Origin of the sequence: Paraburkholderia hiiakae, from assembly GCF_904848665.1 — a bacterium.
GTDB lineage: Bacteria > Pseudomonadota > Gammaproteobacteria > Burkholderiales > Burkholderiaceae > Paraburkholderia > Paraburkholderia hiiakae.
In genome coordinates, this window is the sequence record NZ_CAJHCQ010000014.1 from 25,555 (window position 1) to 51,409 (window position 25,855).

A 25,855-nucleotide genomic window follows, 5' to 3' on the forward strand; every position below is an offset into this window, starting at 1 on the left:
AACGTGCCAGTCCAAAAGTTCGACCCTTCAGATCGCACTGTATCGGCTTCGCGGTCACTCGGGAAGGGTAAAGCGACAACCGAAAACCGGGTGGTTTCGCGTTTTCATACGGCCTCGGGCCGAGGGCGTGTGGAAACGCAATTTTCGCGGCTGAGGGCGAGGTTGGCGGTCGGGCTAATCAAGTTAGATGCGTCGAGCTTGCGCTATTCGAGCATCGCGGGCGCAAGAAGGCCCTCAGGGCCTCAGCTTCCAGCCGTCCTTATTGCCTTCATTGTCCTCGGAACCCCAAGTATATTTATGACTCGCTTGAGGTTGTAGGCCAGTACCTGAAGGCTCATTTCGGTACTCACTCGTCCGAGCGTCCGGGTCAGGAAGTGCGTGGCACCCATCCAATGCTTCAGCGTGCCGAAGACGTGTTCAACGGTGCTTCTTCGGATGGTCATTGCGTCAGGCTTCCGGTCGAGTCGACGCTGCATGGCTTCGAGTACGTGTTCGTGCTCCCATCGTCGGATGCGGCGATAGTCACTGGGCGAACATCGCTCCTTGAGATGGCAACGCGGGCATTCGCTGGGCCAGTACACGTTCAGATTCATGCCATTCTCAACGGTCTTGAATCGAAGAATTGAGCGCTCGCCAGCGGGGCATCGATACTCATCGTTCCTGGCAACGTAGATGAAGTCGCGTTTGGTAAAGAGCCCTTTCTTCCTCGACGCTGAGGTGAGCGGTTTCGGGACATACGTGGCGATCCCGGCCAGTTCACACACGCGGATGTCCGGACCGCTGAAGTAGCCGCGGTCAGCCAGCACCTTCAGCTTTAGCTTGCCCATCGCGTTCTTCGCCGATAGAGCCATCCTGCTGAGTTGGCCGTGGTCGCCTCCAATATTCGTCACCTCGTGCTCGACAATCAGATGATGCTTCGTATCCACGGCAGTCTGGACGTTGTAGCCGACGGTGCCGGTTCTCTTGCCACCGCTGGTCATGGAGCGGGAATCCGGGTCGGTAAGCGACAACTGTTTGTCCGGTTCTTTCTTCAGTTGCTCCCTGATCTGCTCGAGCTCACGCATCCGCTGACGCAGGAGCGCGATCTTCTCGTACAGGCGCATGGTCTTCACATCGAAACCTGTTGGACTGGTCCGGTCCGCAGTTTCAATCATGTCGAGGTATCGCTGGACGCTTTCCTCGATCTGTTGCTGGCGTTTGTCGATTTTGCCCGCAGTGAAGTTTCTGTCGCGGCTGTTCACAGCCTTGAACTTGCTGCCGTCGATGGCGACCATGTCGCTGGATAGCAGCTTCAGTCCCCGGCAAAGTTCGACGAAGCGACGGCATACGTTTCGAATGGCCGGTCCATTGTCACGGCGAAAGTCGGCGATTGTCTTGAAGTCTGGCGCCAGACGTCCTGTCAGCCACATCAATTCAACGTTGCGTTGGCATTCGCGCTCAAGCCGCCGGCTAGAGGTACGCGGTTCAGATATCCGTAGATATAGATCTTGAGCATCGCGCCTGGGTGGTAGGACGGGCGGCCCGTGAGCGCCGGCGTAGTACCGTTGAAGCCAAGTTCCGAAAGATCCAGCTCGTCGACGAAGGCATCTATTACCCTCACCGGATTGTCCTGTCCGATGTAGTCATCGACGCATTCGGGAAGTAGTGCGACCTGTTTGCGGTCATCGCCTTCGACGAATCGCTTCATGAGTCACCCAGTCTCAATGAGTTGATTCAGTTTAGGCGATGAGTGCGTTTTCACACACCCTCGGCCACAAGCAGCCGTTCACAGGTATCGCCTCCCGGACATTCAAACGTCGGGTTCGCGCCTATCAGGTGCCTCACAATGACCGACACTCCAACGTCATTGGCAATGGCCAATGGGCCTAAACCGTTCGCGCGGTATGGGGCTCCCTTCCGCCTCTGGCGGCGAATGACAGGTCGGCGACGCCGGTGCTTATGTTGGTGACTGAGGCAATCCACCTCGTTCTCCACCAGGAGCCCCGTCATGCCCCCCTCCGATCCGGCCATCAGCCCGCTGCGCCGCCGCATGGCTGATGACATGCGCACGCGCAAGTGCGCATCTAAGACCCAGTCCGGACATCTTCGTGCCGTACGCCCGTGCGCGAGGTTCCTCGGACCATTCACCCGATACTGCCTCCGTCGAGGACCTGCGGGACTAGTAGGTGCATCTGGTCGATCACGGTACCTCGCCGGTCTCGCTCAATGCCGCGATCAGCGCACTGAAGTTCTTACTCGACGTTACGCCCGGCCAGCCTGAACTGATACCCCGGATGCATCCGGTTCGTGTGCCCCGCAAGCTCCCGGCGGTACTGTACGGCAATGCCAGATCTATCAGGCGAACGTTTCGTCGAGCGCGGCCTCGATGTCCGCGATCAGATCGGCAGGGTCTTCCAGACCAATCGACATCCGGAGGTGACCGTACGTGCGAAATTCGGCTGGATAGTGCTCCGAGCCACCGCGTCCTGCCTTTCCGACGTGCACGATCAGCGACTCGTCATGACCAAGCGATACAGCCGAGGTAATGAGGCGCAGGTTGGCCACAAAGCGATTCTGTACCTCGGGCTCCCCTTTGACTGCGAACGCCATGACGGCGCCATACCCCATGCCGCCAAACTGACGTGAAGCAAGTTCATGCTGTGGATGAGATGGCAATCCGGGGAACGTGACGAAGGCTACGCGCGGATCCCGTTCGAGGACTTCTGCGACCATCAGCGCTGTTGACATATGCCTTGCCAGCCGCAGCGGCAAGGTCACCGAGCCCCGCGTGATCAGCCACGCGTTGAAAGGCGAAATCGAACCACCCACGTCGACGAGCGCATCGCTCTTCAACCGGCCGATCAGTTCTGCACGCCCGATGACGGCCCCACCCATCGCATCACCATGTCCGTTGATGTACTTCGTCAGGGAGTGAACAACAAGATCGACTCCGTGTTCAAGTCCCCGAAACATCGGCGGCGGCGTGAACGTCGCGTCGATCGATAGCATGGCGCTGGCGTTACGTGCGATTTCAGCAACTGCTCCGACGTCCGCCACTTTTGTGGTTGGATTTGCAATCGTCTCGGCGTGTATCAATTTCGTGTTCGGGCGAATGGCTTTGCGGACCGCGGAGAGGTCGCTGATGTCCACAAAGGTCGCTTCGATACCGTAACGCTGAGGAAGCAGTTCGCTAAAAAGGCGCCAGACGGCCTCGTACGTCACATCGCTGACGACGACATGATCGCCGCTCTTCAGAAACGTGAAGAAGATCGAATGCAACGCCGCGACACCCGTGCTAAAGACAACCGCATCTTCGGCGCGCTCCATGGCTGCCAGCTTGCGTTCAAGACAAAGCTGGTTGTAGCTCCGGTTGCGTGTATAAAACAGCGTTTGCGCATCCGACCAGTCGAGCGATGTCGGGTCATCTGGCAATCTGTACGAATTCGCCATGACAATAGGCGTACGGATTGCCCCTGCAGTGGTGTCGACAAGATTGCCGCCATGTACCGCCTGGCTGTCGAAGGATAGACTCGCCAGGTATGCCTTGTCAGGGCGTTGCTGAGTGTCTCTGGTTGTCATGGGCTACGTTCCTCCATCACTTCCCAATCCAGCTGCCTGGATTGACTCGACCGTTCTCCGGATGCAAACAACCTTCGGCTGGGTCATCTCTTCGTACGCGAAGCGCACGCCTTCCCGGCCGAGGCTGCCGTACTTGAATCCCCCGAACGGCATGGCGTCGAACCGGTAGTCCGACGAGTCGTTGATCATGACCCCGCCGGCCTCCAGGCAGTCGGCCGCCTTCAGGGCGGCATGCAGATTACTCGTGAAGATGCCCGCATGAAGGCTATACGCGGGAGCGTTGGCAAGCGTGAGCGCCTCTTCCAGCGTTTCGATCCGCTGAAGAACGACAACCGGACTGAAGATCTCCTGCGTCCAGAGTTCGCATTGGAAACTGACGTCCTCGAGCACAGTCGGCGCGTAGACCGAGCCGATGTAGGTATTTCCACACAGCAGTGTCGCGCCCTGCTCAACCGCCGCATCCACGATGCCTTTCGTCCGTAAAGCCGACTGTGCCGTGATCATCGGCCCGACGTCGGTGTCGGGCTGCGTGGGGTCCCCTGCCTTCAGTGCTTCAGTGCCGGCAACAAACCGCTCCTTGAATGCCTCGTAAATGGAAGACTGGACCAGGATCCGCTGGGTGCCGATACAGTTCTGGCCCGCAGCCCAGTAGGCTCCTGAAACACACGCTCTAACAGCGTCGTCGAGGTCGCAGTCAGCCAGAACGATGACGGGTGCGTTACCTCCCAGATCCATTGCCAGCTTTTTCAGCCCAGCGGATCTGGCAATTTTCTCGCCCGTCGAAAAGCCGCCGGTAAAGGAGACCATTCTTACGTCCCTGGACGAAACGAGTGCCTCCCCAAGTGCTGCGCGCCCCGTCGCAACCGACACGACGTTCGCCGGCATGCCCGCGGCCATGAGATAGTTGACGAGCTTGATCGTCGAAAGGGGTGTCAGCTCCGATGGCTTGATCACAACTGCGTTGCCACCGGCGATCGCTGGCCCCAGCTTGTGTGCTGCCAGGTTAAGCGGATCGTTATAGGGCGTGATGGCAACAATAATGCCGAGAGGTTCGCGGGTGAACCATCCCTGGCGCTTCTCCGATCCCGCATAGGCGTCGAACGGTACGACTTCACCGGCACTGCGACGCGCCTCGTCGGCGGACAGCTTGAGCGTGTTTACGCAGCGCAGCACTTCCTTTTTCGCCTGGCGGATCGTCTTGCCGGCTTCGGCGACGATGAGGTCGGCAAAATCGTCCTTGTCACGCTCCACCAGCGACGCGCAGTTCTCGAGCACGCGAGCCCGTTCATAACGGGACAGGTTCCTGCAAACACGCGCGCCCTCCCTCGCAGCCTCAATCAGCAACTGCGCGCCTTCCGGTGGAATGTTCGCGACGATCCCGACTTCGACACCGTCGAACGGATTGGTCACGGGAATAAAGCCATACGATGAGTCTGTGAGGAATGCAGGAACGTTCACGTCAAAGGGCCTCCGGCCGTATCTTTTAATGTCTGGAACATTGACGTCCGGCACACCGTCGCGGCACGGACACGTCGGTTTTCTAGAACGTCAGAGAACCTTCTATGCACGTCAAGCAAGCGCCGCCGACACGCACCTTGCCGCTCGCATCCACACTCACGTTGATGCGCCCGTCCCGACCGACGCAGCGGCCCTGGGTCGCCACATAATCCGTCCCACCGGGCGGTAACAGACCGCGCGCCCACTGGAACGCAGCTACGCTAGCGTTGCCACTCCCGCAGACTGGATCTTCTTCAACGCCGCAGGATGGCGCAAACGTACGCACTTCTATTGCCGGGTCACCATGCGCATGGGCGCCGAACACCGTTACGCCCGTGATGCCGAGGCGTCGCTCTAATTGAGCCAATCGCGTGAAATCGGGTCGAAGATCGAGCACCGAGCTTGCATCGTCCAACTGCGCAATCACCCAGACGGGGCCGACGTCAACGATGGCCGGGGCGCTTTGCACTGACACGCTGCAGCCAAGGATATCTTCCAGTTCCGCAATGTCATGCATTAGCAGCGGCCCCAACTTCGAAGAAGGAAGTCCGAAACTGAGCATCCGATCGCGGCCCTGCTCCTCTATCGTCAGTTCAACCAGGCCAAAGTCGCATTGCTGCACCAGCCTGCCGCCCGCACGAAGCGCGACCCGGTCCGCCTCGAGAAGGGCGTGAGCACTCCCCAATGTCGGATGCCCTGCGAAGGGAAGCTCGCTGCGCGGCGTAAAGATGCGTAGCTGATAGTCCGCTGCAGCTGTCGTGGGCGGGAGAACAAATGTCGTTTCAGAGAGATTCGTCCACCCGGCGATGGCCTGCATCTCATCGGCGCTCAACCCTTGCGCATCCAGTATCACAGCCACAGGATTACCTCGAAGGGGTCGTGACGCGAAGACGTCAACTACCTTGTAAGTTCGCTTCATGCTGGCCTCTGTTCAACATGCTCGCCGTCTTCGCGAGGCAGGCGAGCGCAGAAATGCAGCGGATAACCGCTATGAATCGCTGCCCGCCACCACACCGTCGATTTCGGTGTGGGTGATGCCGTACTTTTCCATGCGGGCGCGGTGATCAGCCGACCCGAGATACTTGCGCAGTTCGTCATTCACAGCCCGCAACAGACTGTGATTGCTCTTGCTAAACGAGAAAGCGCCAACGGGTGCGCGCCCAACCTTGTTAGCCTCATGTGCAACGGCTTCGAGTGCCTCGTTGGCGCTGGCCGCGGCGCGGTTGCCCACTGCCGTCGCCGCAAATGCGTCGACCTTTCCTGCGAGCAAAGCGGCGATCGCCTCGGGTTGATCGCTGAAGGTGACGATCTGGCTGTCGCTCACGCCTGCCGATTTGGCCGCGTCAAACTGTATTTGCCCTGGGATCAACCCCAGCCGCGCGTCGCTTCGGGCAGCCACCGCCACATAGCTGGTCAGCGCTTTCGGATTGCCGCGGCGCACGATGAATCCGTCTCCCAGTGTCCAGACCGGCACGCTGAACGCGACATGCCGCGCACGCTCGGCAGTCGCAAAAATGGGGACGTTCATATCCCAGCCGCCTTCCTGTACGCCAGACAGAAACTCGCCGAACGAGGTCAGCTGATATTCAATGGCCGAGACACCGATTGCCCGAAGCACGACTTCGGCAAGTTCGATGTCTGCACCTGTCGGAGCCCCGTCTTCACCGGTCCCGTAAAAGGGGGGTTCTTCGATATAAGCGACTCTAATTTTCATGGCTCTACTCCGCGTATCAAGGGGTGAAAGATCCGATCACCCACTGCCAGGTTGGTATTGCGTAGCCAGACCGGTGGATCGCTTTTGGGCAATGCCGCCTTCTTGCTGACGCCCACGTCTTGATCCCGTCTACGCGACTTTTTCGCCGCGTGTCCCACGGGGCGCTGCCCGCACGACGCAGCGCTGGTCACCGAGGCCGTCGATACCGCACGAAACGAGGTCGCCCTCTTTCAGGTAGTCCGGGTCCGGTTTGTTGTATGCAACGCCGTAAGGTGTTCCCGTCAACAGAAGATCACCTGGCAGCAGTGTCATGAATTCGCTCAAATGGGCAATGATCCGGTCGACGGCGAAAACCAGCTTGCTCGTTCGACTCTCCTGTCGCGGCTCGCCATTTTTCTCCAACCAGATCCGGAGATCGAGTGAGGGAGGCAACTCGTCAGGCGTGACGATCCAGGGTCCGAGGGGAGCGAACGTGTCTGCGCTCTTTGCCTTGCTCCACTGACCTCCACGGTCGAACTGCCACGTCCGCTCCGTAAGGTCGTTGGCGACTGCGAACCCGGCGACGAACGACATCGCCTCTTCACACGAAACGTTTCGTGCGACACCACCCATTACCACGGCAAGCTCAACTTCCCAATCGACCGCACTGGCCGTCTGCGGGATGACGATTGGATCGAAGGGGCCGCTCAGCGCCGTCGGAGACTTGAAGAAAACAAGCGGCTCCTGCGGCAAGTCGAACCCTGTCTCTGTCGCGTGATCGGCGTAGTTCAGTCCGACGCATACGATCTTGCCCGTTGCAGCCAGAGGGCAACCGAGACGAGCGCCCTTCTCCGCTTCCGGCAGCCTCAAAAGGTCGGACTTCGATACGTGCTTCAAAAAGCGGGCGCTCAACGAGTTTCCCGACCAGTCGTGAACTAGCTCGCTGGCGTCGCGCACCGTCCCAGCGGCATCGAGAATACCTGGCCGCTCCTCGCCGGGCGGCCCAAATCGAACCAGTTTCATTGCAACGCCCCCTGCGCTCAGGCTGCAACCGCGTCCAGCGCCGACGAGAGCGCAGATAGCGCGGAGCCCAGACGCTCGGGCGGCAGGTAACCAAAACCAAGCCGGAACACCCGACTGTTTTCACCAAACCATGCGCCCGATGCAAGCTGCAGGTCGTAATCAGGCAACACATCCCAGAACCGCGAGACGGCCACATCGTCGAACACATCGGACCGCAGACGCAGGCAGCACAACGCACCGGCGTCTGGCCGCACCCACTCGATGCGTTTGTGTTCGCCCGCGCACCAGGCCGCCAGTTCCTCAAGGGCGCCGGCGAGCAGCCGACGTCGCGGCGCGAGTACACCGTCCCGGCGGCGCAGCAGGACTGCGGCGAGCGTCTCATCGAGTACCGAACCCGAGATAACGGTATTCATCTTGGCGACCGTCAGACGTGCGCGAAGATCGGCATCTGCTACCGTGAGCCAGCCAGTCCTCAAACCCGGTGCACCGAGCGCCTTGGAGACCGATGCACCGGTGACGATGCGTGGATCGAGCGCGGCAAAACTGTCGAGCACGGCCTGTTCACCATAGGTGGCTTCGCGGTAGGTTTCGTCGATGAAAAGTATCGCTTCCGGGGAATGCTTTTTCATCAGGACAAGCAGCCCCTCAATATCCGCGCGAGTCACCTGAACTCCGCTCGGGTTCTGCGGTGACGCGAGACTGACCAGCCGCGTCTGCGGCGACAGGTTCGCCTCAATCTGCTCCAGGTCCAGCCGATAACCGTTCTCGAACGACAGGCGAACCTCGCGGACGTTGACGCCGACACCGAGCAGGCTGTCGCGACTCGGCGGAAAGCACGGCGTCGCGAGCACGGCCTCGTCACCCGGCCGGCAGACTTCGAACGCGAGAAGGAAGAGCGCGAGCGCGGTGCCCTGCGTCGTGATGATCTGCTCCACCGGGACCTTGCAGACGTCTGCAATGGCCTCACGGAGTTCAATCGCCCCTGCGGATCTGGAGTAACCGAGTTTCAGTTCCCGGATGCGCTCGAGTCCAGCGAGATCCAGGAGTTCGCCCACCGTCAGATCCCGCGAGGTGCTCTCCGCGAGATTAAGCGGTCGATTTACGTCGAGCAGCGAGATGATCTCGTTGTAGGGAAATCGGCCGCGCCACTCAGGAGCTTCCGATTCGCTGGAACCAGGCCGTGTCTCTTCGGGCGAGCGTCCCTGCAGTGTCTCGGTCGCGCTCGGGCCCGGGCGCAGGGAGCTATTAGGGGCAGACATCTGGACTCCTTCGGTCGGGACTGGAATACACGCATCGTAGCGCCCGACAACCGACCATAACAGCCACAATTTTCCGCTAGATGGACCATCACAGTTTTTCTTGGCGAACTGGAAGGTGCGGCTAGATAATGGCGTTCCAAGGTCACGAGTGCTCCCGTGGAAACGCATACGCCTTATCGTTACGAGCAGTTGGCCGAGCTTATCGTCGGCATGATCGACAATGGCGCACTGGCGCCAGGCATGCGCCTGCCCTCCGTGCGTACGGTCAGCGAGCAACATCACATCAGCATCTCGACGGCACTACAGGCGTATCGCCTGCTCGAAGATCGTGGTGTGCTTGTCGCGCGTCCTCAGTCGGGCTTCTACGTTGCGGCCGCGCGCCGCGGCGCCCTCGCGTTGCCTTCGGCCTCGCGGCCGCGCGCGAAGGCGTCGACCGTTTCGATCAGCGGAGCCGTTGCGGCGCTGCTCGAGCATGCATCGAACTCGACGCTCGTTCCTCTTGGCTGCGCTGTGCCCGACACCGCGCTGCTGCAATCGAAGCGGCTCGACCTCGCGCTCGCGCGCGCCGCACGGCAGCACGGTACGCGCTACAACACCTACTGCTCGCCGCACGGCGAGCCGCGTCTGCGCCGCGAGATCGCAAAGCGCGCGATGCGCGTCGGGCACGCACTCTCGCCCGACGACGTGCTTGTGACTTGTGGCTGCACTGAGGCGCTCGCGCTAGCGCTTTCGGCAGTCGCCAGTCGCGGCGACACAATCGCGATCGAGTCTCCAACGTACTTCGGATTCCTCCACACAATTGAAATGCTCGGTCTGAAGGCGTTCGAGCTGCCGACTCATCCGACACGCGGCATCGATGTCGGCGCGCTCACACGCCTGCTCGAAACAGAACCCGTGGCGGCCTGTTTGCTGTCATCGAGCTTCAACAATCCACTCGGCGCGACGATGGCCGAAGCCGACAAGCGTGCGCTCCTCGCCGTGCTCGCTCGACATGCCGTGCCGCTCATCGAAGACGACGTCTACGGCGACATTTACTTCGGTCGTGAGCGGCCGAAGCCGTTCATCGCGCTCGACGGCGGAGCCAATACGATCTACTGCAGCTCGTTCTCGAAGTCGCTTGCGCCCGGATATCGGGTCGGGTGGATTGCGGCGGGCGCGTACACCCAGCAAGTCATGGAGCGCAAGCTCGCGTTCAGCCTCTGCAGCCCGGTCTTGCCACAGATCGCGCTCGCGGACTTCCTGGAGAGCGGTGCATACGATTCACACCTTCGCGGCATCCGTAGAATCTTCGAAGAAAACCTTGCGCGCCTGACTCGAGCGATCGAGGAAAGCTTCCCCGCCGACACGAAAGTTAGCCGACCAGCGGGCGGCTTTGTACTCTGGCTCGAATTGCCGAGACGCTTCGATTCGCGCGCGCTCTTCGACGGGGCACTCGAGCAAGGTATTTGCTTCGCACCCGGCGATGTCTTTTCTGCGAGCAGGCGCTTTCGCAATTGCCTGCGCCTGAGCGCCGGGCATGCGTGGGACGAGCGCATGGAGGACGGAGTCCGCCGTCTGGGCCGGCTCGCCCGAGCACTTCTCGCTCGCCAACCGGCGTCGGTCAACGAATAGGTACGTGACGAAGACTCCGATTACTACCGCTCGAAGCTGGGAAACCATCCAAACCATTTCTTGAACCGGAGTTGACCATTCGAACGGTATCAAGGTGTCCCCTCCAGACGCTCCTGGCGCACGGCGAACCAGGGGCGAGACTCAACGAGTCTCGTTGGTTGTCGAAGGTCCGTTCCTGACCGGGAGCACCAGATATTCGATTCTGCACACACCGGGGGGTGACGCCGTCGAGGGCAGCTTTCGAGCGGTTTCCGTGAATGAGTACAGGTGGCCGATTCTGTTGAAAAACTCTGTGACCAAGCGTTCACTGGGGTTTTCAGATGTTCTCTTACCACTAGCCGATGCTCACGAGCGGTTTATGGGGCGATCTGAGAGGTCGATTTTTCGCGAGCCGGTCCTGTTGCGCAATGAAGAGAGTTTTTCAACACTATCGGCCATGAAGAGAAGTTCGTCGAAACTCTCTTTCGGACATTCGAACGTCAACTTCGTCGCAGGTAGCTGCCGTGCGAGCATATGTTGAAGTCAACACGTTTCGGCTCTGGGCTGCCTGAGCAAAGTGAACCAGTTGTTCGTGTTGCTATAACCCTGCTCGCATGCGTTCGCTGGGATGGCCCCCCCGCAACTGAGGGATGGTAGTAATGAGGTGCACAGGCCTCAAACCATCGGAGAAGCAGTGGAATTCACGTTGTAATTTCGCAATGCAGAACTGCACGGCGGTAGCTGCACAGAGCGCCGAGTGTTGCTTCTGGAGTGACCTGTTAGGTAATTCGTTCATTTTGCGTGAAACTGCCCAGTCCATTCACATTTAGACTGAGTGGGATCGTCGTCAAATTTTATCTTCGACGTCAAAATCAAGCTGCCGCGACTGCCCGAGAACAAAAACTGCTCGTTGAGATCCGCTGCTCCCCCGGCTTCCTTCTGACGAATTTTCTTGATCTTACCAAATGACTTCGCAACGTCATTCAAGAGATTCGTGAAGTTATCGCCCATACACAAGTGTTCGCCTGTGGCATTTATCACGAAAGTTGCGTCCCGGGTGACCCCGTCCGCAAGATTTTCGATGATTTTTGCGTCGTAACCAAACAACGGTTGAACGTAGGAAATTCGATTGTCCTCGATTGAGGCATCGGGGACTAGTTTCCCAACGTCACCGATTTTTGTATAAACCGGAACAACGAGGATATCGCTCAAAACTGGTTTCTGCGCGGGGGGCGGCGGAGCTTGCTGAGTGACCAGAGACTCGCTCGTATCGCTCGATGCCTGTTGACGCGTGACGACTGCCGGAGCTTGCTGTGCTATGGGTGACTCCTCACGTTTAACAGGTGATTCACAGTTCGGAAAACAGAGCCGCCATCCAGCTTCTGTGTACTGAATTGTGGCTCGGCCAGTCACAATCAACGCTAGCGCAGCGACCAAAACGACTACTAACATACCAAGGACGAACTTGTTCGCCAGTAGCCCCGCGATGACGTCCCACATGGTCCGCCCGATCACCTTGTTTCCGCCACTGTCTTCGGTCGCCATAGGAACCTCATCTTTCATGACCCTTGACTTAGTTTGACACCCGGCTTTCTGAGATTCAAGCGCGTGCTTCTCTTATAGCCTATACATCAAATATGCATTCCCAAACGCGCGGCCGATTCGCAGGCGGTCACAGCTGGTCGGCTTTCGGTTTCAGCCGCGAATGGCTGTTCCACTTCGTAAGCTCCCGTTTCATTCGCGTCGGGTCGAACGGTAGATGCAGTCCACAACCAGACGTTCGGCAACGCACCGTGCATCGTCGACAAAAGTTGGTAGCCTCGATGAGAAGGAAGAGGTCCGGCGAGCACTTAACCCAGCATTCTTCGATCCGAGATGGGACGCGTATCGCCGCCGAGAGGACAGTCGAAGCGACCAATCTTGCGAGACAAGCATGAATACAAAAAAACCGAAACGGCCAATTCTTGTATGGGTTGTCTTTCTTTACTATCTGGTGACTATTGTCCCTGCCGCCGGCGGACTTCTCCTCGTTTGGCACTCGGCGCCGTTTTCTGCGAAAGCACGGATGGCCGTCGAGTCGATGACGACGCTGGCTGGACACTCCTCGGGGTGACGTTGGCATTGGAGCTGGGTGGTGCGATCGCACTGTTCAAACTACGGCGTATTGCGTTCCCTCTGTTTGTTGGAGCGTTCGGCTGCACCCTCCTTCAGATGACAATGCACCATCAGGACAACACGGTTTCGGGACCTGGCAACCACTTTCCTGTGCTATGGCTGGTAATTGACCTTTTCGTATGCGCGTATGCCTGGCGTCTACGGTCTCGTTCTGCGCTCACCTGAATCGCAAGTGCCGGAAATGCCGAAGGTAAAAGACCTAAAGGGCCGCCATTCGGAATGTCCGCGGATCCCGGGTAAGATCACTTATGCTTTTTGCATGAAGCGCGCCGGGGCGATCGTCGCGCTCAGTCTTGGGACGCAGTGCGGCCACTAGCCGTCGTTCAAAAGCGTCGTCGGTCGGACGTTCAGGCGTCGGCTCCGTCCCGAAACCCGCCGACCGATTGTCAAAGACGACCGCTCCTTCACCGGTTGTTACTGTCGCTGGCGCGACCGTTGCCAAGCGGCGACGATGGTCAACTTTGCTGGCATCGGGCCCACGCTCGATTCGACAGGCAGTTGTGCTCTAGCTGCGAGAAAGCATGCGGTCCTAAGCCGCCCGCAAAGTCCGATAAGTCATGACCAGGCCAACTTCGTCCATTGTCCGGCGCGACCATCGAGTCATCCGGCGAACTAGGAACCTAGTGTTGCTACTGTTCGGCATCGCACTGATCATTCTCAAAGTGCCGTCAAAAATTGTCGCGAGTCAATGTGCGCCGTAGTCGAATGAAGTGGTCGATGCAGGATTCGAAACATCAGACGACCGTAAGAAAAACATTGGTTGGCCATGGATATAGCTCTGAGGCAAAGACGGAGATCGTCTGCGCTGATCCGGTCGCAAGGCGGAGTGGTCCGACGTCTGCAGGCGGTCCTGCTGATTACCTTGCTGGGCTGGATGGCGCTGCAATCGACGCATGCTACGCCACCAAGGCTCGAGCCCCAGCTAGCTCCCAGCGACAGCGCCGGTTTGTACGCCGCCCAGCGTGGGAAGGGCTATGTCGCAAACCTTGGGAACTCGGGCGAGGTTTCGCTCTGGCGGTGGGACGCGGACAGTAACCGCCTCGAACGAGTGCTGACCCTTCGTGACACCGCGTCCACGTTACGGCTTACAAATGACGGAGGCGCTGAGGAGCCGCTGCTGGCCGTCGGTACGTTCCACGGAGAGATCAAGCTTTACGACACAACAGGCCGGCTGCTGTGCCGTTCTCAACTGCCTCAATACGCTGACAGTTCTCAAGAGCCCCAAGACGCTGTCATCGTCCAGATCGAAGCGTCCGAGGCACAAAACGTCGTCGTCGCGGCCGATAACCGGGGTGCTGTCCACCTCTGGGACGCCCGGTGCAAAGAGCGCAAACTGAACGCATACAAGCACGACCTACCTGTGACGAGCCTCGTCCTGTCTAAGAACATTGCCATCACGGCTTCGAGCGACGGAACACTCGGCGCGATCGAATTGACCGGCGCCGAGCCACTGCCTCGGATGCGATTCTCCGAAGAGTTGTTTGGCATCAGGACGCTCGCCCTGGCGGAAGACGGCAGCCGCTTTGCTCTGGCCGTGCTCAGCGGCTTGTATCTGTTCGAGACGGGGCAGTTGGAGCAGATGTTCCGGTCCGGGCAAAAGCCGAAACTCCTCCGCAAACTGGAAGCATCAGCCCGGGCAGTCGCCTTATTGCGCCCCGGCGACCGGCTTCTTTACCAAGACTCATTCGCCGGGCTCATGCTGTGGGACCTGCGCACCGGCGAAACTAGGCAACTGCGGCAGGAGGTGTCCCAATTCTCGGTGGCCGCCGACGGTGCCACCGTCTACGTCGTGCCCAGCTATGCCCGGGACCTCCAGGTCTTCCGGCTCGGTTTCAGCCAAGCCGACCCTCCGGTTCGGTTGAGCTCAACCGAGGCCATAAGCGGCATTGCGATCGCGCAAGGCCGCATCGTGGCGGCGACGGCCCGAGGAAAAATCCGTTTTATCGATGCGGAGGGCATCGTGGAGCCTGTCGGAGTCGATACCGGCAAAGAGGTCTACACCTTCGCGATGTCGAAGGACGGCTCGGCCATCGCGCTGGCGAGCTCCGGCATCGGGATCGATGTTCTGGATGCCAAGACCCTGGCTTCCGAGAGCCACTATTACGGGGGGGTAGTATCCGAGCGTGCCTCGGGCAATTTGTCCGCCAACATGCAGACAACTGCGCTGGACTTCTTCCCCGACGGCAAGTCCTTCGCCGCAGTCTCCACATTCGGCGTCGTTAGCCTATGGGACAGGCACAAGGCCGGTCCGGTGCACGAATACACAGCCGATTCCGTGACACGGCTTCGCCTCTCGCCGGATGGCCAGCACGTCGCGCTCATGATTGACGACGACCTCGACGACAAGAAGGAGCAAATGATCATCATCGCTAACCTCAAGGACCGCGAGGACCGCGTCAAGATCCATGAGCCCCATGGCAGGAATCTCGTCACGTCAATCACCTTCTCGGCCAAAGGCGACCTGTTGGCGACGGTGGGTTCGGACGACCGCACCAAGGTGTGGGATGCCACGAGAGGCACGATGATTGAGGAATTCGCCATGGACGATCCCGTAGGTATCTACACGGCGGAGTTCATCGAGGGTGATCAGGCTCTTCTGCTGATCATGAAAGACGGTTCCGTGGCCGTGCTCGACCGCAAGGGCGGCGCCGCCCCCAAACTAAGGTACAGCTCGAATGCGAGCGCGTGGGCAGCGGGGCGACTGGAAGCGAGGGCAACGGCGGTCTCTCCGGACGGGGCGATAGCAGTGGTCGGAACCCGTGACGGTTCGGTGCTCGTCTGGCGCTATGGGTTGCAACTGCTCACCGAAGTGAGCTCCTCGAGCGTCAGTCTCTCCTCCATGGCGATTAGCTTCGCCTACCTGGTCTGCGGTTCCTCAAACAGTGTCCCCATGTGCTGGGATCTCCAGCGCGGCCTTTTGCCTGTGCCTGCGCAAGCGGAAAATGGCAGCGTGGAGTCGATCGCCGCGTCGCCCAGCGGACATGCGATCGCAGCGATCCGCCAGGTGGGGTATGTGACCGTCTGGCCGGCGGATTCGCCTAGGAAGGCCGTGACAGTCCCGACCGATGGCATTTCGGGGCAGTTGTGGTGGAGCCTAGACGGTTCCACGATCTACGTGGTGGGCGCAGATTACGGGAGCGACGTCGTCACGCGGCTGGCGGTGGATAGCGCAGGCGCGTCGGCGAAGGCCATGGCTCCCTGGAAGGCACCGGGACGCATCTCCGGTTTGTTCCCCTTGGAGGACGGAGGCATCGCCGTCATGGTCGGGCAGGAAATCCACGTGCTGCAACCATCGCTTCGAGAGACCGAACGCATCATCGTGCCCGAAAGCTGTGTGCAACACTTGCGGTTTCAGCCGGTGAGTTTCCTGTCCCGGGATCTTGTGGCCTACTCGTGCGATGAAAGTGTCCTCGTCATGAAGCGGGAGGGGAGTGGCTGGCGCCAAATATTGTCGCAGAAGACCTTCGGTATGCCGTCGGGATTCGGATTCGATCCCAAGCGAAAGCTTCTGGTGTCCGGCGACTCGCGAGGGGACCTAAATGTGTGGGACCTCCAGGCCGGCAAGCTGTTGGCAAGGCTCTCGGTCGGGCAGCCCATCCAAGCCGTGGGCATGCGTGGCGACATGCTCGTGGCCGGTACTGCCGACGGGCAGCTTCTCTTCTACCGCTTGAGCGACCAGGCCGAGCTCGGGCGGGCAATCCTCGACGCCGACGGGGCCATGGTGGCCAGCGCTGACGGCTGGTACGGCGTTTCCGGGCGCCCCGCACTTCAGTTGGCGGCCATTGAATCCTCGAAGGAAAGCGCATCGGAAACCATCTCTTCCCGCAATTCGATGGCCACGGTCAATGCGGTTCTGCTCGAACGCGATCAGTGGACCGTGAGGGTCAGGGAATTGCTGGCGAGGCAAATCTCTCTCGCCAGGGCCAGTTTCGTATCCTTGAGCTTCCTGGAGCAGTTGGGTGTCATCGCGGTCGCGCTCTACTCGGCGCTCGTCCTCGTGATGGCGGTGGCTTGGGTTTTCGCGCCGGCTAGGCTGTTTGTCTGGTCGTTGAAGCTGTCCAGCTCGTGGACGGCCAACAGCATGAGCCGACTCCAAGAGGGCGCCTGACATGGCCCTCGACATCGCGAAAGCCGTCAAATGGGTCGGCAAGACCGTGTTGCTGGTCGAAGCGTTCGGCCGCTCCGGCCGCCCGATCGCGGCCTGGCTGAACGGAAACCGCCAACACCTGGCGGCCACTGCCTTCGAGTCCCGTGAAGCCGTCCGCCAGCGCATTACCTACGTCGATCTCGGCGGCGAGGAGGTCATCCGAGACTCGCTCGAACAGCGCGGCGGCTTGCTGCTCTGGCTCTGGGGCGCGGGTGGCACCGGAAAAAGCACATTAGCTTTTGAGCTGGCCCGGCGCGCGAACGCGGCGGATTGCTTCATCCCAGTGCTGGTCGACTTTGGATGGCGCGGCTCGCTCGAGTCGTACGTCGCCACCTGCATCGGGGAGGTGGGCACGAGTGGCTTTTTGCCGGCGGAGGTAGTCTCTCGCATGCTGGCGTCTGGTGCGATTGGTCTTGTTGTGGACGGGCTCTCGGAACTGCAGCGCGCTGGTGCGGTTGAAGAACTGGAGGAGACCGCCCGATCAGGCAGGGTCAGGAACCTCGTGGTCACGAGCCGCAGCCCCTCACCGTCAGAACACTTCACCGCAAAGAAACTGGGCAATCTTGATCACGGCGCGTTGCGCGACTTGGCGGCCACCTATGTACCGGATCGGCCACAGCTGGAAGCCGCGCTCGATGCGATCGAGTCGTTCGCGCACCTCAGGGGGATCAGCCCACTGTTCGCGCGTATTGCACTGCGCCGATTCATGGAGGCAGGCCAACTGCCCTCCGGGCTGCTGGAATTGGCGCAGGAATACCTGCTGTCGCTGCGCAAACCCGCCGCCTCCGCGCCGACCGAAGAGGATCTGCTTCGAGCCTGCCGCATCGCGGCTTTCGCTTGCCTCGAAAGCTCGTTCACACCACATGCGGTGGATGAGCCCTACCTGCGCGGCTTGCTGGATTCCGAGGCATCGCGTTCTGCATTCGTTACCGACAACTACGAGAAGCTGACCGGTGCGCAGCTAATCCAGCAACTGGTCCAGTATGGGCTGCTTCATACGCGCGTGGTCAACGCCATGCACAGGATAGACTTCGTGCACCATCCGCTTGCCGAGCAGCTTGCAGCAGCTCACTATGCCAGCTTGCCCGAACGGGCTCGCGACGCCCTGCTGCAAGACATCGAGAAGTCAGATGCCGCACCGGGATTCAAGCAGGCATTGAGAGCGCTGGGGCTGCCTGGCGCTTGGCCCGAAGCATCGCTTCATTGATTTGCACAGAGCCCGAGCTCTGCGTTCGGCCCGGTGTGCGCTGATACCGCGGACGGCCAATAACGGGCAGCGTAAAGAAGGATCGCCGGCGCGACCAGATCCGGTTGCAAGCCAGCAGAAGCGGGTACTGCAGCGAAATTGCAGGCTGCAAACTGGCCACGTTCCGGTCCCCTCAACCTCCGGGAGTGCAATCAAATTCGGAGGTACTTCTGATTGTGTTGAAAGACTCGCTGCCTGTGGAATCGATCGTGGGCCCGATGTCAGTAAAGCCGACCATTGCCACCGCTTTTTATGGTCGCGCTGCGCGAATGGCCGTCCCAGTTTGGAAGCGGTCGTCGTGCTAACGCAGCCGCGTATGACCGGAGTGGGTCGAAATGCGCCCGCCGAGCGACGCACGGTTAGCGCGCCCACGCTAATCGACGAGCACTTCTTCGCCGGGTGTGTCTTTCGGCGGCCCATCGTTCAGATAGGACCGCATGATGGTCGCAAGGCTGAGGGGTGTCAGCTGCTCCGGTGTTTTCGCGAGATCGTCGACAGGCCACCAGCGAAAGCAATCCAGCACCTGCGCTTCGACGGGATCGGACATGACGGGATCGAAGCGGTTGACATGAACGATTCGGTACTCCTCGCGTTGGGAGATCCTTCTTGGTCCCCAGTCGAACGTGTGATGCCGCCGCCACACGAGCGGGCCGCATGCGAAGTCGGTGAGCCCGAGTTCTTCACGCAGTTCGCGCCGCAAGGCCCCTTCGACCGACTCCCCTTTCTCGATTCCGCCGCCGGGCGCGATCCAGAAGCACGCTGAGCCGTCCGGAGGACGGAGTCGCATGAGCAAGACTTCGTGGTCCGGCGTCAAAAGCAAAGCTCGAACACCTGTGCGATGAATCAACAAATCGGTTGCCCTGTGCGTTGCGTGGTTTCAACTACGGCGCTTTCGGGATCAAAGACCAGCGCCCATCGTTCATGGTCTCGCCATTCACCGTAGATTCGGAGGTAGTTCTGCGAAACTCCCTCCCTCTGAAATCCCTGGCGACGCACTAGGGCGATGGACGCCTGATTGCCTGGCTGAATGTTCGCCTCCAGCCGATGCAGTCCGAAATCGTGGAAAGCAAGGCCGATGGCGGTCCGCACCTCCTCGGTCATCAGCCCCTTCCTGGCGAAGTCACACATTCCATAGTAGGCGAGATAAGCACCCTGAAACGTGAATATCACTGAGATCGTGCTCGGTACGCACGCCGCGCGAATTTTTCCGGGCCGTCAGGGTGGCCCTGTAAATGTTTCCTATCGCGTGAGCAAACTGCCGCATATACTCCCCTGAACAACCTTTTGGCTGCGAGGCGCGGCATGAAGAAGAACAAGACGCAGGTCGCACTGGCCATGGTCAGTTTTGCGCTGGCCATTCACGGACAACTGGCGCTTGCCGATGGGCCCCAGGCGGCCTATGCCAATGGCGCGCCCGTTCAGGCTGCCGTGGACCCGAGCGTGTATCAGGTCAATGCGGATGGGGCGCAGGAAGACCCCAACCAGCGCATGAGCGACGTCGCGCGCGCCTACCGCAACGGCTACATTAACCGCGGCAAGGCCGACGACGAACGCATGGCGAAAGCACTCGCCGCGCAGCACGCTGCCGACATGGCCCAACTTCAGTCGTCGCATGATCCGCTGGGCTATCCCAGTGAGCCACCTCCACCGCCGCCGCCAGGCACCATCGCCGTCCCGCCTCCAGGCTTTGCCGGCGTGCCGCCGGACTATGTGCCGCCACCGCCGCGGGGCTATGCCGCGCCGCCCGCTGTCGTCCAGCAAGTCTACGCACCACCCGCGCAGTACGTGCCGGTCTATCCGTACGCGAGTTATGCCACCGTGCAGCCGGTGATTACGGTAGGGGCGTCGTATTACGGCGGTGGCTATCGCGGCTATGGTGGCTGGGGTGGTGGCTGGGGCGGTCGAGGTCGCTGGCACTAACCCAAAAACGCTATACCTCGCATTCCTTATTGGCTGCGAGGTATGTGTTGTCACCGACGCCGTTTTGATCCGGATGCCGAGATTCTCCTGAACCAGCCCATTGTATTCGCGAGGTCGCTGCCCGGATCATCGACGCGTCGTCAACCGGTTCAAAACGGCGTCGGCAGCAACACAACCGTCTCTTGTGGACTCCTCACCGGTCACTCGCTAGACTTGGCAACGAATGCCTGTTGAGGGTCGTCTACGGAAGGTCAAGGCCACGGCGCCTTCGATACTCGGATCCGCGCCCCCCTAATTCCGGGTTCGGCCATGAAGCGACAATCGCTCGCCGTGTAGTTCAGACCGTCAGGCGACCGATCCGCATCAGCAAACCGCCATTCAATACGCGGAAGGCATCCGGGCCAGCTACGGTTGAGCCCTTCCATCTCTCCTGTGAGCGCCATTGCATCGAACGCTGATCAACTCATGTGAACGCTGTTGACGCCGACGCCCAGTTGATCCACATGCCGAATTTCGCGTGATCTGCGGCGCCGCAAGTCGAATGGCTGCCCTGGGACGAGTTTGTCGGTAATGATGGTTCAGTGCGATCCCGGCATACGGGTCAAACAGACTTCGGCATCGACATGATCGGCACGCCTCGTTGACATCTCATATTGTTCTGACGGAAGTGCTGCCATGTCCTCTACTTCAGGATTCTGCGCACAGTTGTAAGATCGGGCGCCCAACAGTTTGGGGTTCGGTCAAATTTATGCTATCAACGTAAAGACCAACAACAAGAATCGATGCAGGTGTTTGCCGTTTTCAGCCGGGGGAAAGCTGGAATCAATAACGGAGGCACCCATGCACGAGCTCAATGATTTTCTCCTGTCGTTGCATTGCGCAGCCCGAGAGGTTCCCTTTGAGGACTTCCAGGCGCATGCGCTCGGCCTGCTCAAGCGTGTCGTGCCTTTTGACGCGGCGCGCTGGGGAACCACTCGCCATGATGAACGCGGAGCGGCGTACCACTCGCCCTATCTGTACAACGACTCACCGGACACGCTGAAAGACTACGACGCGGTGAGGGAAAATGACGAAGCGGCCACCTGGTGTCTCTCGCATCTCGACACGGTGACGAACTTTCAGCTGCATGACATGTGCGCCCGTAATCGTGATCCGGGCATGCTGAAATACGTCCGTGAGTATCGTCACATGCACGGGCTGATTGTTGTGTGCAGGACGGGCGAACACGGGTTACTTCAGGCCATCTCGCTCTACAGCGCGTACCTTGACAAGCCGTTTGATAAATCTCAGCGCAGCATGATGCAGATCGTGTTTCCGCATCTGCGGGAGGCACTGAACACGAGTCTTACCTTCCAGATGGAGCGCATTCGCCCGCGTGCCGGTGGGACCTTGTGGCATCTCGCGATCAGCGACTTCGCGGGGGATTTCCGGTTCGTGGAGCCCGGGTTTCGCGAGCTGCTGCGCCAGGAATGGCCGACGCTGATGCATCACGCCTTGCCGGCTGCGCTTGTGGGGCTGATCAATCCGCGCGCGCTGGCGCGGTTCCAGGGGCGCGCGGTGATTGCCTGGATCGATGTGCTGCACGACATGGTCTTTGTGCGGGCCCGGGCACGCATGCCCGTCGACGGACTTTCGCCCAGAGAGCTCGAAGTGGCGAAGCTCGTAGTCTCCGGTCTGACCTACAAGGACATCGCCAAAACCCTGGCACTTTCGCCCGCGACGGTTCGCAATCGTCTGCAGGCAATCCACGATCGCGTGGGTGTGCACAACAACGCAGAACTGACCGAAGAGTTTCGGCGAGCGGGTTTCTAGTTCAGCGTTGGGCTATGAGGCCACCAGCGGGCGGCCGGCATCTCCAGATGAACGAAGTGGCCGGCATCGACCTCGCTGTACTGCGCCCACGGAAAGAACTGCAGCCAGGTCTGGCGTTCGGCGTCAAGATCAATGAGCGGGTCCTGGCGCCCGAAGACGATTTGCACCGATTCCGGGCGGCTGGGCGAGGGTGGTGAGGGTTGTTGTGCGGCCCAGAAGTCCTGCACGATGACTTCGAACGCGCGCGAATCCACGACGTTCTGGTGCGCAACCAGGTCGAGGTACCACCGGCGACGCGCGTCGGCGGTGGGGCTCCAGTAAAGATCGAAGAAGTTTGCGAAGCTTGTGACCTGCGAGGCGAGCCGCGCAAAGCGCACGTGATCACTGCTCGCCTTGAACTCTTCGAGCGCGGCGAGCAGCGGTGCGGAGGTGGGTACGATCTCGAGCAGGCGTGTGCCGAGCCGCACGAACGCGTCGCCCAGGTCGTAGACGGGAGCCAGGAGCGAGAGGTTGCGGATGTGCTCCGGCGCGCGTGCCACCAGATGAAGTGCAAGATGCGCCCCGAAGGAATGCGCGATGACATCGACTGGGTGGCCTTGCGCCTCGGCGAGCGCGCGGACTTCGTCTTCGGCCGCTTCGACCAGCGCCGCGAAGGGCTGTGAGAACAGGACGACCGAGCGTGGCTGGTCCCACCAGTAGATCGGCAGCGTCCGGCCGTAGAGCTCACGCTCTGCGATCGAGGAGAGCCCCGGGCCGCCATGCAGGAACAGGGTGGAAGGGGATGAGTCCATGTTCGCTCCTGTGGGCTGCTCAAATTCGTCCTATCGCTGCGAGAGCCGGGTGTCGTCGGGGCATCTTCGCTTCAGTTCGGCCAGACGTTACCGGGATGAACGCCGCACATGCAGTGTGCACCGACATCCAGGCTCTGGTCTGCCAGACGACAGTTCCATCCGCGCGCGTGACAGGTCTTGGGGCCGCCGGCGCCGGGGGCTGCGGCGATCGGCGGGTCGGCGGCCGCCACCGGCGCGGGTCCGGCTTCGGCCTGTGCCGCCTGCTGCGCTGCGGGCTGTGCGGCGTTGTCCTGCGCCGAGGCGTTTGCGGCAACGAGCAGTGAGAGAAGTAAGGCAGTCAGGATCTTCATGGACGTCTCCAGAGACAGGCCTCGTGCTGCGGCAGCTTCGCGCGAGACGAGGCCGGGCAAGCGCCGAAGGGTGACGACCCTGGCGCCATGGAGAAATGGTGGAGCGTTCAGGCGGCGCGGGCAATGATGCAAATGCATCATGCTGCGGGGCAACTTCAGCGAGGTCATCGTTCGATTCACCCATCCGCGGACATCATCTTGATGTTTGCGGTGACCTCAGACTCAGGTAAATCCCGGCGACGGCGAAAGCAGATACGCGCGACTGCTTCGCGCGATTCAATATCGCCGCCAAAAAAGAATAGCAAGGATGCAAATGCACTATTGCTAATGCTAGATCCGCGTGGCTAATTGGCAATTCGGTGCGGTCTTTCGCGCCGGTCCAGGCGTACTTCCAACTGTTTGTGAATGCAACGTTTACTGCGCCCCGAGGCGCTGTACCACTTTTGTGTACAGCGGATGCCAATCAGGAGACCAAAATGTCTAACCACGGAAGGAGAGGATCAACTCGAGGATTCACGTGTCACTTCAATACCTTCGCTGGTGCGGCTGTCGTTGCTGTGCTGCTTGCTGCATGCGGAGGTGGTGGCGGAAGCGATCCGCCTGGCGCCACGTCCCAGAGCGCCTCGACGCCCGCCAATGACCCACCAGACCCATGGGCGAGCGCGCAGGCACAGGTGTCGAATTTTGGTGGCCCGGCCACCGTGGTCCAGCCTTCCGTCGTCGCGACCAATTCGGTCTGCAGCACCCTGGGAACCTGCGCGCCGGGGGGGGTCCGCCTTGACGAAAACTGCAGCGCTCAGGCGGTGGTATGCGGGCCTGCGGGGGTCGCAGTGGACGCGAGCGGGAACGTGTACGTCGCAGGCGGCAACGCAATCTACCGGTTCACGCCAGCGGGCGCGATGTCGATATTCGCAGGCGGTGTGAGCGCGGGGTATGCGGACGGCCAAGGCGCCTCGGCCCTGTTCGATGCGCCCCAGGGGATGGCGTTCGATGCGAACGGCAATCTGCTCATTGCGGACAGTGGCAACAACGTGATCCGGAAGATCACACCGGGTGGCACTGTCTCGACCGTTGCAGGGTCGTCCGCCGAAGGTAACGCTGATGGTACGGGCATGGCGGCAAGCTTTAGCGAGCCGGTTGACGTGGCGGTCGATGCGCGCGGCAACATCTTCGTTGCCGACGGCGGGAACAGCGCCATCCGCAAGATCTCCACGGCGGGTGCCGTTACCACGCTCGCTGGCGGCCAGAAGGCGTCGACGTTCACCTGGCCCACCGGCGTCGCGGTGGATCCGTCTGGAAACGTCATCGTGATGGACTTCGGCGCCCACAAGGTGCTGAAGGTTACGCAGGCCGGGACCGTTACGACGGTGGCCGGCACCGGTAGCGCGGGCTCGGCAGATGGAGCAGGCAACGTGGCGTCGTTTGGGTCTACGGGCCCGTACGACCCGCTTCACGCAGCGATCCAGTACGGCGCGGCGGGCATCGTCGTCGACAAGCTCGGCTACATGTTTGTTGTTGATCGGGGCAACAACGAGATCCGCATGATTACGCCTGCGGGTGTAGTATCTACGCTCGCCGGCCAGCCGGGTCAAACGTGGGGTACGGCCAACGGCCCCGGTTCGGGCGCGCTATTCGATACCCCAGCGCAGATTGCCATGGATGCCAACGCCAACCTGTACGTCACCGAGGACGGAAACAGTGATGTGCGCATGCTCACGCCGGTACAAGCACACTAAATGAGGTTCTTAAACTTCCAACGAAGCAGACTGATCTTGTCCTCCACTGTTGTGCACCTGACCAGCCGAATGCGTGGTGCCATGCGTGCGCTCGCACACCGACGCGCGCGCCACGCGCGTAGGGTTGCTCATGATATTCACCTATAACGAATGCTGGAAATGCCTCCACGCGCAATCCTGCCGGACAGCACGCATCGCGGGACCACCAACAGGAGACCATGATACACAATGCGGATCACGTCCCCGTGTTGACAGGGAAGGCGCGGTTTCACTCCAACAGTTTCGATGAGTCGCGGACCTGGTATCGTCGCCGGTCCTTTGCCTTCAAGAGCTTGGTGTCCGACATGTGCGCAATTTCCGCCGCTATGACGTCGGGCGCTGGATGACGGAAACGGGTCGAACTGGGACGGACAACCAGACTACGGCTTCAAGGGAAATTGTCCTGGCGGAACCAGAGCCCTGTTGAACTGGCTCGCCTGTCTGCTTGTCACTCATGTGAGCCGTGTTGCGCGTACATGGCATCCGTCCTTATCTGCTTCATTCCAGCAAGATAATCAGGACTCCTTTAGATATGCAGCGCACATGGAGCCGTTGTACGACAGGTGAACGGTAGTCCAGAAACCAACCGGTTCGTAGATTGAAGAGTCTGTGCAAATCCGCATCGTCTTTCGAGAAGGGTACCTCGCTTTCCTGCCTGGCGATCACCCGAGATGCCTCCACGAGCCTTGCCCGCTCCAGCCAGTCACATTCTGCGCCGTTCGAGGCCAGCCAGATCTGTGCCGATTCGATCAGATGATCGGTGCGCAGCCACACGCCCTCGCGGGCGAATGCAAAGAGCTGGCCGACCACAAGGAAGCACAGCAACTCGGTGCGTGCTTCGTCATCCAGAGGTCTCGCCACTTCCGTTCCGCCATGTAGGTCGCCCGCAGGGCCGATTGTCGGGGCTGGTTTCTCCTGATGCCGCAGCCGTACGGCCAGATCACTTTACCGCACCGATCGGCGGATCGCATGGGGACAGTTCATCGCCGCCCGCACGATTTCCCGGAAAGATTCGCCAG

General features: G+C 60.4%; 17 protein-coding genes and 2 pseudogenes. 6 read left to right on the top strand and 13 right to left on the bottom strand.

Annotated features, from left to right (window positions below):
• Window positions 1-242 precede the first annotated feature (242 nt).
• The 7 genes and pseudogenes from JMY28_RS24445 to JMY28_RS24475 all read right to left on the bottom strand — a co-directional run bounded on the left by JMY28_RS24445 (window position 243) and on the right by JMY28_RS24475 (window position 9,030).
• Window positions 243-1,687, bottom strand: a pseudogene (locus tag JMY28_RS24445) (IS1182 family transposase).
• A 647-nt stretch (window positions 1,688-2,334) separates the two neighbouring features.
• Window positions 2,335-3,558, bottom strand: a complete 1,224-nt coding sequence (locus tag JMY28_RS24450; protein WP_201698476.1) for a trans-sulfuration enzyme family protein — start codon at window positions 3,556-3,558, stop codon at window positions 2,335-2,337.
• 3 nt (window positions 3,559-3,561) lie between these two features.
• On the bottom strand, window positions 3,562-5,016 hold the full coding sequence (locus JMY28_RS24455; protein ID WP_201698477.1) for an aldehyde dehydrogenase family protein: 1,455 nt from the start codon (window positions 5,014-5,016) through the stop codon (window positions 3,562-3,564).
• 82 nt (window positions 5,017-5,098) lie between these two features.
• The gene (locus tag JMY28_RS24460; protein WP_201698478.1) at window positions 5,099-5,974 is read right to left on the bottom strand and encodes a PhzF family phenazine biosynthesis protein; all 876 of its coding nucleotides are present in this window, start codon (window positions 5,972-5,974) and stop codon (window positions 5,099-5,101) included.
• A 69-nt stretch (window positions 5,975-6,043) separates the two neighbouring features.
• Window positions 6,044-6,769 carry a transporter substrate-binding domain-containing protein gene (locus tag JMY28_RS24465; protein WP_201698479.1) on the bottom strand — a complete coding sequence of 242 codons (726 nt, stop codon included), beginning with the start codon at window positions 6,767-6,769 and terminating at the stop codon, window positions 6,044-6,046.
• Between the two features lie 129 nt (window positions 6,770-6,898).
• Window positions 6,899-7,771, bottom strand: coding sequence for a fumarylacetoacetate hydrolase family protein (locus JMY28_RS24470; protein WP_201698480.1), 873 nt, complete (start codon window positions 7,769-7,771; stop codon window positions 6,899-6,901).
• Window positions 7,772-7,788: 17 nt separating this feature from the next.
• On the bottom strand, window positions 7,789-9,030 hold the full coding sequence (locus JMY28_RS24475; RefSeq protein ID WP_201698481.1) for a pyridoxal phosphate-dependent aminotransferase: 1,242 nt from the start codon (window positions 9,028-9,030) through the stop codon (window positions 7,789-7,791).
• Window positions 9,031-9,186: 156 nt separating this feature from the next.
• Here JMY28_RS24475 and JMY28_RS24480 point away from each other — a divergent pair, with 156 nt between their 5' ends.
• On the top strand, window positions 9,187-10,641 hold the full coding sequence (locus tag JMY28_RS24480) for an aminotransferase-like domain-containing protein (protein ID WP_201698482.1): 1,455 nt from the start codon (window positions 9,187-9,189) through the stop codon (window positions 10,639-10,641).
• A gap of 771 nt (window positions 10,642-11,412) precedes the next feature.
• On the opposite strand, the gene JMY28_RS24485 is transcribed toward JMY28_RS24480, so the two are convergent.
• Complete coding sequence (locus tag JMY28_RS24485; protein ID WP_201698483.1) at window positions 11,413-12,165, bottom strand: hypothetical protein; 753 nt, start codon at window positions 12,163-12,165, stop codon at window positions 11,413-11,415.
• A gap of 1,456 nt (window positions 12,166-13,621) precedes the next feature.
• Between JMY28_RS24485 and JMY28_RS24490 the strand changes: the two genes are divergently transcribed.
• On the top strand, window positions 13,622-16,903 hold the full coding sequence (locus JMY28_RS24490) for a WD40 repeat domain-containing protein (RefSeq protein WP_201698484.1): 3,282 nt from the start codon (window positions 13,622-13,624) through the stop codon (window positions 16,901-16,903).
• Between the two features lies 1 nt (window position 16,904).
• Window positions 16,905-18,149 carry an NACHT domain-containing protein gene (locus tag JMY28_RS24495; RefSeq protein ID WP_201698485.1) on the top strand — a complete coding sequence of 415 codons (1,245 nt, stop codon included), beginning with the start codon at window positions 16,905-16,907 and terminating at the stop codon, window positions 18,147-18,149.
• A 412-nt stretch (window positions 18,150-18,561) separates the two neighbouring features.
• Here the strand turns inward: JMY28_RS24495 and JMY28_RS24500 are convergent, their stop codons facing one another.
• Window positions 18,562-19,038, bottom strand: coding sequence for an NUDIX hydrolase (locus JMY28_RS24500; RefSeq protein ID WP_201698486.1), 477 nt, complete (start codon window positions 19,036-19,038; stop codon window positions 18,562-18,564).
• Window positions 19,032-19,346, bottom strand: a pseudogene (locus JMY28_RS24505) (GNAT family N-acetyltransferase); the annotation flags it as partial. The pseudogene JMY28_RS24505 and the gene JMY28_RS24500, both read right to left, overlap by 7 nt.
• 144 nt (window positions 19,347-19,490) lie before the next feature.
• On the opposite strand from JMY28_RS24505, the gene JMY28_RS24510 reads away from it, so the two are divergent.
• Together JMY28_RS24510 and JMY28_RS24515 are read left to right on the top strand one after the other, a co-directional pair.
• Window positions 19,491-20,108, top strand: coding sequence for a hypothetical protein (locus tag JMY28_RS24510; protein ID WP_201698487.1), 618 nt, complete (start codon window positions 19,491-19,493; stop codon window positions 20,106-20,108).
• Between the two features lie 840 nt (window positions 20,109-20,948).
• On the top strand, window positions 20,949-21,920 hold the full coding sequence (locus tag JMY28_RS24515; protein ID WP_201698488.1) for a response regulator transcription factor: 972 nt from the start codon (window positions 20,949-20,951) through the stop codon (window positions 21,918-21,920).
• Here the strand turns inward: JMY28_RS24515 and JMY28_RS24520 are convergent.
• Together JMY28_RS24520 and JMY28_RS24525 are read right to left on the bottom strand one after the other, a co-directional pair.
• Window positions 21,917-22,711, bottom strand: coding sequence for an alpha/beta fold hydrolase (locus tag JMY28_RS24520; RefSeq protein WP_201698489.1), 795 nt, complete (start codon window positions 22,709-22,711; stop codon window positions 21,917-21,919). The two genes, JMY28_RS24515 and JMY28_RS24520, sit on opposite strands and share 4 nt — an antisense overlap.
• Before the next feature lie 71 nt (window positions 22,712-22,782).
• Window positions 22,783-23,061 (bottom strand): hypothetical protein, encoded by a 279-nt coding sequence (locus tag JMY28_RS24525; protein ID WP_201698490.1) that lies wholly within the window; start codon window positions 23,059-23,061, stop codon window positions 22,783-22,785.
• A gap of 848 nt (window positions 23,062-23,909) precedes the next feature.
• Between JMY28_RS24525 and JMY28_RS24530 the strand changes: the two genes are divergently transcribed.
• The gene (locus JMY28_RS24530; RefSeq protein WP_201698491.1) at window positions 23,910-24,797 is read left to right on the top strand and encodes a beta-propeller domain-containing protein; all 888 of its coding nucleotides are present in this window, start codon (window positions 23,910-23,912) and stop codon (window positions 24,795-24,797) included.
• Window positions 24,798-25,334: 537 nt separating this feature from the next.
• On the opposite strand, the gene JMY28_RS24535 is transcribed toward JMY28_RS24530, so the two are convergent.
• Window positions 25,335-25,697, bottom strand: coding sequence for a hypothetical protein (locus tag JMY28_RS24535; protein ID WP_201698492.1), 363 nt, complete (start codon window positions 25,695-25,697; stop codon window positions 25,335-25,337).
• Between the last annotated feature and the right edge of the window lie 158 nt (window positions 25,698-25,855).